Annotated in this window: 14 protein-coding genes and 1 tRNA gene; 11 read left to right on the top strand and 4 right to left on the bottom strand. The window is 61.7% G+C overall.

The window, feature by feature from the left end; translation table 11 throughout:
• The first annotated feature begins 20 nt into the window (after positions 1 to 20).
• Together QP413_RS07325 and QP413_RS07320 are read left to right on the top strand one after the other, a co-directional pair.
• A complete protein-coding gene (locus QP413_RS07325; RefSeq protein ID WP_070760644.1) occupies positions 21 to 1,325 on the top strand; it encodes an anaerobic C4-dicarboxylate transporter in 1,305 nt (434 codons plus the stop codon).
• A 95-nt stretch (positions 1,326 to 1,420) separates the two neighbouring features.
• A complete protein-coding gene (locus tag QP413_RS07320; RefSeq protein ID WP_284781307.1) occupies positions 1,421 to 1,999 on the top strand; it encodes a lipoprotein LpqH in 579 nt (192 codons plus the stop codon).
• A gap of 168 nt (positions 2,000 to 2,167) precedes the next feature.
• On the opposite strand, the gene QP413_RS07315 is transcribed toward QP413_RS07320, so the two are convergent.
• On the bottom strand, positions 2,168 to 3,655 hold the full coding sequence (locus tag QP413_RS07315; protein ID WP_148812723.1) for a sodium:alanine symporter family protein: 1,488 nt from the start codon (positions 3,653 to 3,655) through the stop codon (positions 2,168 to 2,170).
• Positions 3,656 to 3,949: 294 nt separating this feature from the next.
• Between QP413_RS07315 and QP413_RS07310 the strand changes: the two genes are divergently transcribed.
• A complete protein-coding gene (locus tag QP413_RS07310) occupies positions 3,950 to 4,687 on the top strand; it encodes a thioredoxin domain-containing protein (protein WP_284781306.1) in 738 nt (245 codons plus the stop codon).
• Positions 4,688 to 4,778: 91 nt separating this feature from the next.
• Positions 4,779 to 4,851, top strand: a tRNA-Ala gene (locus tag QP413_RS07305).
• Between the two features lie 113 nt (positions 4,852 to 4,964).
• Here QP413_RS07305 and QP413_RS07300 read toward each other — a convergent pair.
• On the bottom strand, positions 4,965 to 5,552 hold the full coding sequence (locus QP413_RS07300; RefSeq protein ID WP_284781305.1) for a TetR/AcrR family transcriptional regulator: 588 nt from the start codon (positions 5,550 to 5,552) through the stop codon (positions 4,965 to 4,967).
• 3 nt (positions 5,553 to 5,555) lie between these two features.
• A complete protein-coding gene (locus tag QP413_RS07295; RefSeq protein WP_284781304.1) occupies positions 5,556 to 7,913 on the bottom strand; it encodes an MMPL family transporter in 2,358 nt (785 codons plus the stop codon).
• A gap of 240 nt (positions 7,914 to 8,153) precedes the next feature.
• Here QP413_RS07295 and QP413_RS07290 point away from each other — a divergent pair, with 240 nt between their 5' ends.
• Both QP413_RS07290 and QP413_RS07285 read left to right on the top strand, forming a co-directional pair.
• Positions 8,154 to 8,798 (top strand): vitamin K epoxide reductase family protein, encoded by a 645-nt coding sequence (locus QP413_RS07290; protein ID WP_284781303.1) that lies wholly within the window; start codon positions 8,154 to 8,156, stop codon positions 8,796 to 8,798.
• Positions 8,799 to 8,824: 26 nt separating this feature from the next.
• Positions 8,825 to 9,214: a DCC1-like thiol-disulfide oxidoreductase family protein gene (locus QP413_RS07285; protein ID WP_070760656.1), complete on the top strand. Its 390-nt coding sequence runs from the start codon at positions 8,825 to 8,827 to the stop codon at positions 9,212 to 9,214.
• On the opposite strand, the gene nadE is transcribed toward QP413_RS07285, so the two are convergent.
• A complete protein-coding gene (gene nadE, locus QP413_RS07280; RefSeq protein WP_284781302.1) occupies positions 9,211 to 10,044 on the bottom strand; it encodes an ammonia-dependent NAD(+) synthetase in 834 nt (277 codons plus the stop codon). The genes QP413_RS07285 and nadE overlap by 4 nt on opposite strands.
• 181 nt (positions 10,045 to 10,225) lie before the next feature.
• Between nadE and ykgO the strand changes: the two genes are divergently transcribed.
• The 5 genes from ykgO to nrdE all read left to right on the top strand — a co-directional run bounded on the left by ykgO (position 10,226) and on the right by nrdE (position 15,301).
• Positions 10,226 to 10,348, top strand: a complete 123-nt coding sequence (gene ykgO, locus QP413_RS07275) for a type B 50S ribosomal protein L36 (protein ID WP_005288826.1) — start codon at positions 10,226 to 10,228, stop codon at positions 10,346 to 10,348.
• Positions 10,349 to 10,716: 368 nt separating this feature from the next.
• Positions 10,717 to 10,947, top strand: a complete 231-nt coding sequence (gene nrdH, locus QP413_RS07270; RefSeq protein WP_070759159.1) for a glutaredoxin-like protein NrdH — start codon at positions 10,717 to 10,719, stop codon at positions 10,945 to 10,947.
• A gap of 327 nt (positions 10,948 to 11,274) precedes the next feature.
• Complete coding sequence (locus tag QP413_RS07265; protein ID WP_148792548.1) at positions 11,275 to 12,609, top strand: MFS transporter; 1,335 nt, start codon at positions 11,275 to 11,277, stop codon at positions 12,607 to 12,609.
• A gap of 7 nt (positions 12,610 to 12,616) precedes the next feature.
• Positions 12,617 to 13,051 carry a class Ib ribonucleoside-diphosphate reductase assembly flavoprotein NrdI gene (gene nrdI / locus QP413_RS07260; RefSeq protein ID WP_284781301.1) on the top strand — a complete coding sequence of 145 codons (435 nt, stop codon included), beginning with the start codon at positions 12,617 to 12,619 and terminating at the stop codon, positions 13,049 to 13,051.
• A 90-nt stretch (positions 13,052 to 13,141) separates the two neighbouring features.
• The gene (gene nrdE, locus QP413_RS07255) at positions 13,142 to 15,301 is read left to right on the top strand and encodes a class 1b ribonucleoside-diphosphate reductase subunit alpha (protein ID WP_148792547.1); all 2,160 of its coding nucleotides are present in this window, start codon (positions 13,142 to 13,144) and stop codon (positions 15,299 to 15,301) included.
• The last annotated feature ends 96 nt before the right edge of the window (positions 15,302 to 15,397 follow it).

Raw genomic sequence — 15,397 nt, 5'->3', positions numbered from 1 at the left:
GAGCTGAAAGAAACGCCACCATGATTTGGGTTCACCTACTGATCGTCCTCGCGGCCATTGTGCTCGGCGCGCGGTACGGTTCCATCGCGATCGGTGCTGCCGGTGGCCTCGGTGTAATCGCCTTGGCGATCGCTGGCGCGCCGGTAACGGGGGAGGATATTCCCTTCGACGTCATCGGCATCATCATGTCCGTCATCGCTGCCATCGCCGCGATGCAGGCTGCCGGCGGCATGGACTGGCTCGTCGCGCAGACCGATAAGCTGCTGCGTAAACAGCCGAAGCGAATTACGCTTTTCGCCCCGATGGTCACCTATTTCCTGACGCTTTTCGCGGGCACCGGGCACACCGCCTTCGCCGCTTTGCCGGTGGTCACGGAGGTCGCCAAGGAAAACGAGATTCGCCCATCGCGGCCGTTGTCGATCGCGGTCGTGGCCTCGCAGATGGCTATCACCGCCAGCCCGATTTCCGCGGCCGTAGTGTTCCTGGCCTCCATCCTGGAGCCGATGGGGGTGGGGTACCTGACGTTGCTTGGGATCGCGATTCCTTCGACGTTCCTCGCGGTCATTATCACCAGCTTTGTTGCCAACTGGCTTGGCACTCCGCTTTCGGAGGATCCCGTCTACCTGGAGCGTAAGGAAAAGGGGTTGGTGAAATTCCGGGGAAAGGTGCAGTACACCGAGAAGCCGGGCGCTAAGGCTTCGGTGTTGATCTTCCTACTCGCCATCGTCGCAGTGGTCAGCTACGCGGCGCTGATCTCGGATAACCTGCAGGTTATTGTCGACCCGACCCTGCCGCGCACCGAAGCGATCATGTCGATCATGCTTGCCGCGGCGATGGCTATCACCGTGTTCTGCCGAGTCGAGCCGGGGCGGATTCTGGAGATGGCAACTTTCCGCTCCGGGATGTCCGCCTGCGTGTGTGTCCTCGGTGTGGCCTGGTTGGGGACGACTTTCGTGAACGCTCATCTCGACGAGATCACGGATGCTGCCGGGGCGACCCTCAGCACCAAGCCGTGGCTGCTGGCCGTGGTTCTCTTCTTCGCGGCGGCCCTGCTGTACTCACAGGCTGCGACGGCAAAGGCGCTGATGCCCACGGCGCTGGCGCTTGGAGTTGGCCCGGTTGCTGCTATCGCTGCTTTCCCGGCCGTGTCCGCGCTTTTCGTGCTGCCGACCTACCCGACGCTGCTCGCGGCGGTCGAGATGGATGACACCGGCTCGACGCGGGTGGGTAAGGCGGTCTTCAACCACCCGTTCATGATTCCGGGTGTGGTGAATATTGTTCTTGCGGTGGCTTTCGGATTCCTTTTTGGGTCTTTGCTGATCTAGCTCCACGTTATTGCTGAGGGGAAAGTCGCCCTGATTCACTGTCGAGCCCGATATGGTTTCGGAGGGCAAAGGCAAAAGTCTGTTAGCGTGGATTTATGACTAACACCGCTAAGAGCAATGTTCTGAAGTCGCTGACCGCTGCCGTCGCTGCCCCGGCTCTACTGCTGGGCGTGGCTGCGTGCGGTGACTCTGGCGAAGAGACGGTCAACAACGCCACCGAGCAGGCGGGCGACGCCGCCAGCTCCGCGACCGAGAAGGCTGGCGACGCGGTGGATTCCGCGAAGGCGGACGAGTCCACCTCCACGACGGACGCTGCCGACGAGAACTCGGACCTGAGCCAGCCGGAGATCCTGCTGGACGGGAAGCCTGTTGACGGCGAGTTCGCTCCTGTGAAGGTCAAGCGCACCACGGATGATGGTCAGCAGGAGCTGAAGTACGAGGCTGGCGACGGTGCTACCGAGCTCGAGGTCGAGATCCTCGAGGGGGACAACCCGACCCTCGACGGCCTCAGCCTCAAGGTCGACGGCAAGGAGTGGGAGACCTCCGACCAGCAGGAGCGCGACGCCAAGGTCGTCAAGACCGGCGACCGCTACGTCGTCAGCACCGAGGTCCACGAAGACGATAACGAGCAGAACACCGCTTCTGTGAAGGTCACTTTCGACGCTAAGCAGTAGTCGGTGCCCCCCCCTCACCCCCAAGCAGCTCTTCTCGGAGACGCGGGTGAGTTTGGGGAGAAGCGCCCGGTAGCGCTAAAGGTCGGTCCCCACCAGGATGGTGGGGACCGACCTTTACTCATTGCTGGCCACGGTTCCACGTGGCCAGCCGGGGGCAGTGGCTAGGCCCTACTTGGCGTCTTGCGCCTCGTGCGGAACATCGATGGCCCTGTTCGGGTCCGTGCGCCACGGGTTACCGGAATCGATGAGGAACTGCTCCACCTGCTCCGGCGTAGCCCGCAGGGTGGGGTCGAAGTCCAGGTAGGCCTTCGTCTCCCGGGCGATGAGACCAGAGAGGATCAGCAGGCCGATCAGGTTAGGCAGCGCCATCAGACCATTCGCGAGGTCGGCGAAGGTCCAGGCCAGCTCCAGCTCCGTCGTCGCGCCAACCACCACGACGCACGTGAAGAGCATGCGGTAGATGGGGGATGCCCAGTCGCCGAAGACGCGCTGCGCATTACGCTCACCGTAATAGGACCAGCCCAGCAGGGTGGAGAAGGCGAAGAAGACCACCGAGACGGAGACGATCATGCCACCCCAGTCGGAGCCCAGGCCGGCGGAGTAGGCACGAGCGGTCATCACGCCCGCTTGGTCGGAGCCGAGCTCCCACACGCCCGTCGTCACGATGACGAGGCCGGTCATGGTCACCACGATGATGGTGTCGATGAAGGTCTGGGTCATGGAGACCAGGCCCTGGCGCACCGGGTGGGAGGTCTTCGCTGCCGCAGCTGCGACAGCGGCGGAACCCATGCCGGACTCGTTGGAGAAGATGCCTCGCGCGAAACCCATCTGCATCACGATGATGATGGACGAACCGATGAACCCGCCCACCGCAGAGGTGCCGGTGAAGGCGTCGCTAAAGATCATGCCGAACGCGGCCGGAATCTCAGCGGCATGCTTGATGAGCACGATGATGCCGCCGCCCAGGTAGATCACAATCATCATCGGCACAAAGCCGGAAGTCACCGTACCGATGGACTTGATGCCGCCCATCAGCACCGCGCCGACACCGACGAAGAGGAAGACCGCGGTCAGGCGAGGGTCAATGTCGAAAGTATCCTTCAGGCCCTCAGCCACAGCGTTGGCCTGGGTGAGGTTACCGATGCCGAAGGAAGCGATGACCGTGGCGATCGCGAAGAACCAGGCGAGGAACTTACCGAGCCCGCCCTTGATGCCGTGCTCCAGGTAGCGCTGCGGGCCACCGGAGATGTTGCCCTTCTTATCCGTGGTGCGGAAGCGAACGCCCAGGAAGGCCTCGGCATACTTGGACGCCATGCCGACCAGGCCGGTGACCCACATCCAGAACAGCGCGCCGGGGCCACCGATGGACAAAGCGGTAGCAACACCGACGATATTGCCCACGCCCACGGTCGCGGCCAGCGCTGTGGTCAGGGCCTGGTACTGGGAGATATCGCCCTCGCCGCCTTCGTCGTCGCGGTCCAGGAGCCCGTGACGGAGAGCGACGCCGAGCTTGCGGAACTGGACGCCGCGCATGCGGATCGTGAGGACCAGACCGGTACCGAAGAGGAGGGGGATGAGCAGCCAGGGCCCCCACACGAAGCCCGAGATTGTGCCCAACACATCATTCAACTGTGAGGCAAAAGTTTGTTCTTCCATGGTCTAAACATACGTCGGTGAGCTACGTCACTTGCCAGAAGGTCAAAAATTCCTGTCAATAACATGTACGCCAACATGCACGCAGCCACGGCGAAGTGAAGCTGTGGGAACTCTGGCAGCTTATGGGCGTGGGTAACAGCTTCCTGTCAACCTGGGGTTTTGGGGTCTCCCAAGTGGATTTTGTGACTTATGAATCACTAGGGTTAGCGACGATAGGCCGGGAACCGGCCGTCCATTTGGGCGCCCCCGCACCCGGCGAATGGCGCGCATGTGAAGGTCCGAAAGGAAGTTTTAGTGAGCCAGAAGATCAAGGCCCCCGATCAAAAGGGTGGCAGCGGTTTCATGTGGACGATCGTCGCGGTTCTGGTGATCGCGGCTGTCGTTATCGGCATCGTCGTCACCCGCGGTGGGTCGAAGGAAGACATCGCGGCGAACATGCCTCAGGAGGACGTCAACTTCACCATCACCGCGAAGGATAACGTCGTCGAACTGGCTTCTAAGAATATCGACAAGGACGCCCCCGTCGCCGACATCTACGAGGACTTCTCCTGCCCGTACTGCTCCCACCTGCTGGAGGCAGATCATCAGGACGTGAAGGAGGCCGTCTCTGATGGCAAGCTCAAGGTTCGTTTTAACTTCCTGAACTTCCTGGACGACGGCCGTCGTGGTCCGTCGACCCGTGGCGCTGCGGTGGCATACGCCATCGCGGAGACCGGGAATGTCAAGGCGTTCTGGAACTTCCATAACCACATCATGCTCGAGCAGCAAACTGTCGCACGGACCTGGGATTACGAGGATCTGGCGGAGGCCGCTTCGGCATATGACCTGGACGAGTCCCTGATCGAGAAGATCAAGAACGGCGAGCTGGAGGACAAGGGCGTCGAGGTTGGCGAGGCTAACGCTAAGGCCCTGAAGAAGAAGGTTGGCAAGGTATCCTCGCCGGTCGTCCTGATTGATGGCCAGCAGTTCGACATCAAGACCGGTGAGGACGATAAGCCCAAGTCCTGGGTTCCGGACGTGGTCAAGAAGTAAATAACTGCAGAGTGGGGGCTGTTTTTGTGGCTTCCACGGCCCCCGATTTGGTGGTCGGTGTTCTGGTGGGGTATCTTTAGATCCGCACCAAGGGGCTATGGCGCAGTTGGTAGCGCACCACACTGGCAGTGTGGGGGTCACGGGTTCGAATCCCGTTAGCTCCACAGAGAGAAAACCTCCGGTCTCATCGACCGGAGGTTTTTTCGTGTTTCGGTGGGGCCTAGCCACCAGCGCGGCCATGCGGCGGCTCCATCTTTCCCCCCAGGACCACGAGGTGCTACTGGTAGTCGCGAAGCACCTGGAAAGCCCGGCGGATGAGCTCGCGCCCTTCCTCGGGGTCGCGAGGCTCCGGTCGATCCAGGTACTCTCTGATAGCGGTCGCACTCGCGATGGAGTAGGCACCAATCAGGACCTGCGCATCAAAATGCGTTGCCCTAGGCATCCTGCTCTTCAGAGCCTTAACCATGGCGGAGGAGAGCTCCGTGTAGGTTTCCTCGCTGGGTGGGCGGCGCGAACGAGAGCTAGCGTGGTTGCCCAGCAATACCAGCGTGGACGCGGAGTAGAGATCCACGCCGTCGTCATTCAACGCCGCAGAGACGATCGCTTCCATCGCCTGATCCGCTGTCCACTCTTCAGGAAGCGCATTAACTTCCTCACTAATCTTGCCGAAGGCCCGGTGGACGAACTCGAAAATCGCCTCGTCGATATCCGCGAAGTAATTGTGGAAGGTGCGGACCGAGACTTCAGCTCGACCCGAAATCTGCGCGACCGTCGGGAGTCTATCCGGGTTTTCCAGCATCAGCTGAACCGTCGCCTCGGAGATCGCCCGCTGGGTCGCGGCCTTCTTCACCTCGCGATCATTCATGGTTTATACCGTAGTCTCCGCTGGCGGCTGGGAGTGCGACTGATGGAGCTTTTCGCCCTCGATGTCCAGGTTCGGCAGGATCTTGTCGAGCCATCCTGGGATCGACCACGCGCGGTCACCCAGCAGGTACATGGTTGCCGGGATGAGCGTCATGCGAACCACGAAGGCGTCCAGCAGAACGCCTGTTGCAAGTGCGAAGCCCATGGCCTTAATGAAGGGCTCATCGATCAGCATGAACGCCGCGAACACAGAAATCATGATCAGTGCAGCGGCGGTCACCACACGCGCACCATGCTTATATCCATTGGCCACGGCGTTGCCGGCCTCCTTGCCGCGCGAGACATAACCTTCACGCATGCGGGTGACAAGGAAGACCTGGTAGTCCATGGCCAGGCCGAAAGTCAGGCCGATCAGCATGATCGGCAGGAAGGACAGCAACGGCTGCGGGTCGTCGATCAGGCCGAACATGCCCTCTTGGAAGATCGCCACCGTCACACCGAAGGTGGCGGCCATGGACAGGCCGAAGCCGATTGCCGCGATAAATGGCACCCAGAGTGAACGGAATACCAGGGTCAGAACGATGAATGCCAGGCCCAGAACAATGGCGATATAGGGCACGAGCACGTCCGCGAGCTTTTCAGAAATGTCATCGAAGATCGGGGTGATGCCGGTGATGCCGAAGGTTCCGCCAGTTTCTTCCTCGAAGGAGCCCTTGAATTCGCGGAGGCGCTCGAGAGTCTCGGTGGTCGCCTCATCGGTCGCGCCGGTCTCCGGGGTGATGAGCACCTGGGCGGCGTCCTGGTTCTCTGTCGTGTCGATGATCTGGGCGTTCACGACGCCTTGAGTGCTGGAGAAGTCCTGCAGCAGCTCCTGGTAAGCGGCGGGACGGTCCTTCGCATCGACGTTGGCGGTATCCACGAACGCGATCATGGGGGCGTTGCGGCCATCCCCAAACTTCTCTGCAGTCATCTCGTAGGCATCGCGCTGGGGGGAGCCCAGCTTTGCCGTGCCGTCAGTTGGCATCGCCAAGCGCAGACCCGTGGCGGGGATCGCCAAAATACCAAGCAGGACCACTCCGGCCACCAGGGTTACCCATGGGCGCTTCCGGATCTGGCGTGCCCACTTGAGCCCCATCGTGGGCTTTTCGTCCTCCGGGTCGGGGACCTTGGGGCCGGGAATGCGGATAGCGAAAGCGCGCGTGCCCAGCAGGCCAAGGAGCGCGGGCAGGAAGGTCAGCGCGACCAGCACGGCGACCAGCACTGTGGCTGCCGCGGCGAAGGCCATGGCTGTCAGGAAAGGGATGCCGATGATTGACAAAGCGGCCAGTGCGATCAACACGGTGGCGCCGGCGAAAACAACCGAACCTCCCGCGGTTCCGAGTGCCATGCCCATGGCATGAGCACGCTTGTTCATGCTCATCGTGCGTAGCTGTTCCGCCAGTTCCTTCGGCGAGAGATCGTTGAGCCCCGAGGAGGAAATCAGCTCGTTGCGGAACCGGGCAACGATGAAGAGCGAGTAGTCGATGCCCACTGCCAGGCCGATCATGGAGGCCAGCATTGGGGTCATGTCCGAAATCGAGTCGGTGACCAGCGTGGCCAGCTGGATGCCGAGAATTCCGACACCCACGCCGACCAGTGCGGCGATGATCGGCAACCCCGCCGCGACGAGTGAGCCGAAGGTCACCAGTAGGACAATCGCCGCAACAGCGATACCGATGAGTTCGGCGGTGCCATCCATTTCGTTTGCCCCGGAGAACACATTGCCGTTGTACTTCACGGTGAGGTCAGTGTCGTCGTATTTATTAAGGACGTCGGTGACTGCACCGCGCGCGTCCGAGGGAACCTCAAGGACGGAGTCGTAGTCGAAGGTGATGCTGACGGTGCCGGTGGTTTCGTCGGAGCTCAGCGGGGAGAGCGCTTCAAGATCGGATTTGATCTGCCCCTTCGGCATGCCCTGTGCTGCCTTCGCCTTCGTCATCTGCTGTTCCATGCCCTTGGCGGCGAGAGCAGGGTTGACGATGGCCTCTTGGTCGGCCAGTTCGCCAGTGTCCTTGAGCTCACTCAGCATCTCGTCGACCTCTGCCATGACGGCGGGGTCGGTGAGCTTCTTGCCCTCCGGCGCTTGGATGACGACGGAGCCTGAGGGCACACTCATTGCATCTTCGTCGGAGCCGAAGCGCTCGTTCATCTCCTGTTGGGTGACGGTGGAGTCCATGTCCGGCATGGAGAATGTGGGGCTTGGGTCTTTCGCATATGTGGCGGCGCCGAAGCCGAGTGCGCCGAGGATGACGATCCAGGCGACCAGGAACGGCCACGCTTTGCGGTAGGACGTTTTACCTACCCGGTATAAGAATTCAGACATGTTGCAGAGACTATGCAATCACGAATTCTTGGGCAATGCGTGGCTCGGTCAATCACGTATAAAAACATGCCAATAACTGTGGCTATGTGAATATCATGTCAGGTCATGAGAGCTGTCGTTTCTAGCCGCGGAATGTTGGGGTCGGCGGCCTCGTCAGGGGGCGGGGACGCGATATAATCACACAGAGTGACCTGGTGAGCCATACTGCTGGGTACCCGTTTTCGACTTTAAGGTGACCCCATGTCAACTGCCTCCGCCGAGGCGAAGCAATCGTCGGTCGAACCTGCTGAGGCTGGTGTCGACTCCGTAACCGCTGAATCTCGAACCATCGGGGCGGGCCCAGCCTTCGGTATCCTCATGGCCGTCCTGGGGGCAGTGGGGCTGTTCTTCTCGGGGCTGATCATGCAGGACAAGGTCACGCTGCTGTCCAACCCGGGCTACATCCCCGCCTGCACGGTCAACGCGATCGTGTCGTGCACGGACGTCATGGCCTCTCCGCAGGCCTCCGCCTTCGGCTTCGCCAACCCCTATATCGGTCTAGTTGGCTTCGCCCTGGTGACCTTCTTCGGCGTCTCCCTGGCCGCGGGCGTGCGCTTCCCCGAGTGGATGTGGGCAGGCGAGCTGCTGGGCCTGATCTTCGCCGTGGGCTTCGTGCACTGGCTCGCCTACGAAGCCATCTTCGAGATCGGCGCCCTGTGTATCTACTGCATGGCCGTCTGGACCGTCACCCTGCCGCTGTTCCTGATGACCCTCGTCCGCTTCACCCGCGGCCGGGCGCACAACCGCGGCAAGGCGACCGGCCACGGGGTGGCTCAGCCGGTGATCGTGCTCATCGCCTGGTACCTGGGCTTCGTGGTCATCATCGGCAGCCACTTCTTCTTCTAGCTGCTCTTGCCTAGGCTCTAGGCACCATGGCCTTTTTCTTTTACGACGCCCATTGCGCCGTCTGCGAGCGCCTCGCCCAGACTCTCACTCGGCTCTCCCCGGGGCTGAGCTGCGTGGCGGGTTCCGCCGATGACCCGTCCCAGCCCGCCGACGTGCGAGCCAACATCGCCGAGCACGCGGTGTACCTGGGCGACGACGGCGCGCTGGCCCTGGGCCACCGCGCTATCGGCGAGGCATTGTGGCGCCACGGGCGGAACTTTGGTGTGCGCCTGGCGGGTCGGATGCTGCTGATCTGTGCGCTCTCGCCGATCTACGCGCTGGGCTACCGGCTGTTCTCACACAACCGGGCCCGCATCGGCAGGGTCATGGGGCTGGGCGCCTGCGAGTCCGGCGGCTGTGCCGTGCCCCGCGGCTAGTCGCGCCACCAGGTGTCCGCCGGCCCTGGGGGAGTGGTGCGCTTGTGGCGGCTGACCCGCCACAGGTGCTCGATGCGCTCCGCCGCCTCTGCAGGGACGTCCTTGCCCTCCAGGTAGTCATCGATGTGCGCGTAGGTCACTCCCAGCGCCTCCTCGTCGGAGAGCATGGGGCGATCTTCCTCCAGGTCCGCGGTGGGTATCTTTTCCCATGTCGACGCCGGCGCGCCCAGGTGGCGCAGGAGTTCAGCGCCCTGGCGCTTGTTGAGCCCCACCAGCGGCATTAGGTCGGCGGCGCCATCGCCGAACTTGGTGTAGAAACCCGTAATCGCTTCGGCGGCGTGATCGGAGCCAACCACCAGGGTGCCTGTCTCGCTGGCCAGGGTGTACTGGGCAATCATGCGCTGACGGGCCTTGATATTGCCCTTGTTGAAGTCGCTCACCGGCTCGCCCGTGAGGCTTTCCGAGACGGCGCTCGCGATGGCCAGGGTGGCGTCCTGAATATTGATGGTGACGGACTGTGACGGCTGGATGAAGCGCAGGGCGATCTGGGCGTCCTCCTCATCGGCTTGGGTGCCGTAAGGCAGACGTACCGCGTAGAACTCGGCTGAAGCGCCACGGCGGCGGAGTTCCTCGACGGCGAGCTGGCACAGCCGGCCGGCGAGGGTGGAGTCTTGCCCGCCGGAAATGCCCAGAGTGAAGCCCTTGGCTCCGGTGCTGAGCGCATAATCCACGAGGAAGTTCACACGTGCGGTAACCTCGGCCTCGGGGTCGATATGTGGCTTGGCGTGGAGCTCGGCGATGATGTGGCGTTGCAGCGCGGTGGTGTTCATGGGCGTCCATGCTAGTCAATCGTTTTTGCTTCTGGCTGTTCAGGCGCTACAATCAGTCGTTGTGTTTCAGCTTGGCACGTTGCCGCGCGTGAAGAACGTGTGAACGTGCTGCTTCACGCAGCGCTCGCAGTGATGCGAAAGTGTCGAGCTTTTGAGAAGTCTATAAAGAAAGGAGCGCCCGATGAAGGTCCGTAAGTCCCTTCGGTCGCTGAAGAACAAGCCGGGCGCTCAGGTTGTGCGTCGTCACGGCAAGGTCTACGTCATCAACAAGAAGGACCCGCGTTTCAAGGCTCGTCAGGGCTAATCCTTAGGGGATAGTTTCCACCGCGAGCGCGGCGCGAAGCCGGTTGCATTCCATGTGGGATGTGGCCGGCTTTTTGCGTTGCCTTGTGTGGGATCGGTTGGCGGTGCATCGGGGGGGGTAGAGGGGGATACTGAGTGTGGAATTACAATCTTGTATTCCGGGGCTCAACATGTAGTGGCGAGCTCAAATCACCACCTGCGCTTTTAACACCGACAACCACAATATCTAGTGTCTTGCGCACCTATGTGGCCCAAAATATTGTGGCAATACGGGTTGTGCGAGTGGTGACAGGTGTGTAATCTCAAGGCAGTCAACACGCCACAGACTCCGCCCACAGGGGCGGCGCGATACAGGAGATTTGCGCGGATATGATCACCGTTTACACCAAGCCAGCTTGCGTCCAGTGCACCGCAACCCAGAGGGCTCTCGACAAGGCTGGGCTGGAATACGAGATGGTCGATATCAGCCTCGACGATGAGGCCCGCGAGTACGTCCTGGCACTCGGCCACCTCCAGGCTCCGGTCGTCGTCTCCGGTGAGGACCACTGGTCCGGCTTCCGCCCAGACCGCATCAAGGCGCTGAGCACCGCGGCTGCCTAAGTCGCCGAGTGTCGCAGCGGCCCTGAGGCGTCCTTGACGGACACCGTGCTGCAGCTCGCTCGAGCCACGTAGCCCCGCGCCCGGCCTGAAGTGCCGTGCCAGGCCACAATTCTGCGGGCTGGATGCCCGCGCCGCCTCCCACGCTAGGAGCGGCACCTCAACCGCCAGCGTTAGAAACTTTGCGCTGTCTTTACTTATGCCTGATTTCGCCTCACGCGGGAGCGGGCCCAATGCAACAGCCCAGGTGGGAAGGGTCCACTGCGCCCCTGCGTCAGCACTGCACCCACGCGGGGAAGCCACTGGAAACCAAGAAAGGTCACGGTCGTCGTGCGTCAACTGCTCGTAGACACCACGCCCTTGAAGGTTCCCGAATTTCGCCGCCTATGGCAGGCAAACATCGTCACCGTTATCGGCGCACAGCTCAACATCATCGCTGTTCCTGCCCACATCTACGCGCTGACCGGCAGTTCCGCCTACGTCGGACTCGCCAGCCTCTGCGGCTTCGTCCCGCTGGTGGTCTTCGGACTCTACGGCGGTTCCCTCGCAGACAGCATGGACCGCCGAACCCTGCTCCACATCACCACCACCGGCATGATTCTTTCGGCGGCAGGATTCTGGGTCTTCGCGGCGACCGGTGGCGCCTCCGTGTGGCCCTTGCTTGCCCTATTCGCGGTGCAGCAGGGCTTCTTTGCCGTCAACCAGCCCACCAGGGTTGCCATCATTGCCACCCTCGTGGGCAGGCAACAGATCGCCGCGGCGACCAGCCTTAACATGACAGTCCAGCAGACCGGAGCGATCGTCGGTCCGGTGCTGGGCGGCATGTTGATTCCGATCCTCGGGTTCAGCTGGTTGTACTTCCTGGATTTTATGGCGCTGTTCGCCACGCTCTACGCCGTGCACCGACTGCCCGCGTTGCCGCCGCGGACTACCGATGACGGACAGCCCGCGAAGGCGGGGATCGCCTCCGTGATCGACGGCTTCCGGTTCCTGCTCACACAGCCGATCATCCTCATGACTTTCGCCATCGACCTCATCGCGATGGTTTTCGGCTCACCGCGGGCACTTATCCCGCAGATGTCCGCCGAAGACTTCGGGGAACAGGCCAGTGGCGGGATCATGTACGCGCTGCTGTTCGCGGCCCTGCCCGTGGGCGCAGTCCTCGGTGGACTGTTCTCCGGCGTGGTGACGAAAATCGAACGCCGCGGACTGGGCGTGACCTGCTTCGTTGGGCTCTGGGGCGTGGCGATCCTCGTCATGGGCCTGGCCGTGTCTGCAGCGAATGGCACAGTGGGATTGTGGGCGGCGGTGGCCCTGCTGGCCTTCGCGGCGGGTGGTGCTGCGGACATGTTCTCCGCGGTGCTGCGCTCCACGATGCTGCAGGAAGCCGCGACCGATGAGGTACGCGGCCGAGTGCAGAGCGTGTTCTTCGTGGTCGTCGTCGGCGGCCCCCGCATCGCGGACGGCCTCCACGGCTGGGCGGGCTCCCACTACCCGGCCGGCACCGTCACCGCAGCAGGCGGTGGCTTAGTCATCATCGGGACCATCGTGATGCTCCTGGTCGTGCCACGTTTCCTGACGTGGACGCCAGCAGCCGCCCTCGAAAACATCGAGGCCGAGCATCACGGGGATGCGGCTCAAGGCATTCAGAAAGAAGGATCTTAGAGTTCACATGCTCATCACGTACTTCTCATCAACGACCAACAACACGCACCGCTTCGTGCAAAAGCTCGGGCTGCCGAATAAACGCATCCCGATCTACCGCTACGAGGAACCGTTGGTGGTCGATGAACCCCACATACTCATCGTGCCCACCTACGGCGGTGGGGTGGGTATGGTGGGGGAGAACTCCCGACCCGTCCCCAAACAGGTCATCCACTTCCTCAACGAGAAGCAAAACCGGGATTATCTGCGAGGGGTCATCGCCGCTGGCAATATCAATTTTGGTCCAGATTTCTGCCTCGCCGGGGACGTCATCTCAGCCAAGTGCCAGGTGCCCTATCTCTATCGCTTCGAAATGATGGGCACGGAGCACGACGTGGAACGGCTCAAGGAGGGCCTCGCAGAATTCAAGCAGGCCATGATCGCCGAAGGCACCTGGGAATAACGGCCCGAACGCAACATTAAAACTAAAAACAACGCACTACCGCCAGCCACTGGCGTCCTAAAAAAAGAAGAACATCAAGAGAGGGAAATGATGGCCGAGAACTTTGGCAAGACTGTCGCAGAGCCAGTCAAGGAGTCCGAGAAGCTGGACTACCACGCGCTCAACGCAATGCTGAACCTGTACGACGAAAACGGGCAGATTCAGTTCGACGCGGACCACCAGGCCGCGAACCAGTTCTTCCTGCAGCACGTAAACCAGAACACCGTTTTCTTCCACAACCTGGCGGAAAAGCTCGAGTACCTGGTTGAGAACAAGTACTACGACAAGGAAATCCTCGACAAGTACGATTTCCCCTTCATCAAGGCGCTGTTCAAGCAGGCTTACGCCAAGAAGTTCCGCTTCCAGTCCTTCCTCGGGGCGTACAAGTACTACACCTCCTACACCCTGAAGACCTTCGACGGTAAGCGCTACCTCGAACGCTTCGAGGACCGCGTCTGCATGGTGGCCCTCGGCCTCGCGGATGGCGACGAGGAGATGGCGAAGTCCCTGGTGGACGAGATTATCGACGGCCGTTTCCAGCCGGCGACCCCAACCTTCCTCAACATCGGTAAGGCACAGCGTGGTGAGCCGGTGAGCTGCTTCCTCCTGCGCATCGAGGACAACATGGAGTCCATCGGCCGCTCCATCAACTCCGCCCTGCAGCTCTCCAAGCGCGGCGGTGGCGTGGCACTGCTGCTGAGCAACATCCGTGAAGCAGGCGCGCCGATTAAGCACATCGAGAACCAGTCTTCCGGCATCATCCCGGTCATGAAGCTGCTGGAGGACGCCTTCTCCTACGCCAACCAGCTGGGTGCCCGCCAGGGGGCCGGCGCGGTGTACCTCAACGCCCACCACCCGGACATCCTGAATTTCCTGGACACCAAGCGCGAGAACGCGGACGAGAAGATCCGCATTAAGACGCTCTCCCTCGGCGTGGTGATCCCGGACGTCACCTTCGAACTGGCCCGCAAGAACGCGGACATGTACCTGTTCTCCCCGTACGACGTCGAGCGCGTCTACGGCAAGCCCTTCGCCGACATCTCCGTCACCGAGCACTACGACGAGATGGTTGAGGACCCACGCATCCGCAAGAAGAAGATCAACGCCCGTGACTTCTTCCAGACCCTCGCGGAGATCCAGTTCGAGTCCGGCTACCCGTACATCATGTACGAGGACACCGTGAACCGTGCCAACCCGATTGCCGGCCGCATTACCCACTCGAACCTGTGCTCCGAGATCCTGCAGGTCTCCACGCCGTCCGTCTTCAACGAGGACCTCACCTACGAGACCATCGGCGATGACATCTCCTGCAACCTGGGCTCCATGAACATTGCCATGGCGATGGACTCCGCGGACTTCTCGAAGACCATCGAGACCGCAATCCGGGCGCTCACCGCTGTCTCGGATCAGACGGACATCGACTCCGTGCCGTCCATCCGCCAGGGCAACGATCACTCGCACGCCATCGGGCTGGGGCAGATGAACCTGCACGGCTACCTGGGTCGCGAGCACATCCACTACGGCTCTGAGGAGGCACTGGACTTCACCAACGCCTACTTTGCTGCCGTGATGTACGAGTGCCTGAAGGCCTCCAACAAGATCGCGATCGAGCGCGGCACGGCATTCCACGACTTCGAGAACTCCGAGTACGCATCCGGTGCCTTCTTCGACCGTTACGACCCGGCTGAGTTTGCCCCGAAGACGGAGAAGGTCAAGGAGATCTTTGCCGCATCCAGCATCGAGGTGCCGACCGCCGAGGACTGGGCGGAGCTCAAGGCCTCCGTGGCGAAGCACGGCATCTACAACCGCAACCTGCAGGCGGTTCCGCCGACCGGCTCGATCTCGTACATCAACAACTCCACCTCCTCGATCCACCCGATCGCCTCGAAGATCGAGATCCGCAAGGAGGGCAAGATCGGCCGCGTCTACTACGCAGCGCCGCACATGAATAACGAGAACCTGGAGTACTTCGAGGACGCCTACGAGGTCGGCTACGAGAAGATCATCGACACCTACGCGGTGGCGACCAAGTACGTGGACCAGGGCCTGTCGCTGACGCTGTTCTTCAAGGACACCGCCACGACCCGCGACATCAACCGTGCCCAGATCTACGCTTGGCGCAAGGGGATCAAGACGATCTACTACGTCCGCCTGCGCCAGACTGCGCTGAGCGGTACCGAGGTCGAGGGCTGCGTGTCCTGCATGCTCTAAGGAGCGCTCGCGCTGAATAGTTGAAGGGTGGTGTCGGAATGATCCGACACCACCCTTTGGCTTGGGGCTGTTAGGTCAGCGCCCTGCTGATGCCAC

Origin of the sequence: Corynebacterium sp. UMB4614 (genome assembly GCF_030217065.1) — a bacterium.
GTDB lineage: Bacteria > Actinomycetota > Actinomycetes > Mycobacteriales > Mycobacteriaceae > Corynebacterium.
This window is presented reverse-complemented; position numbering and strand designations above follow the sequence as displayed.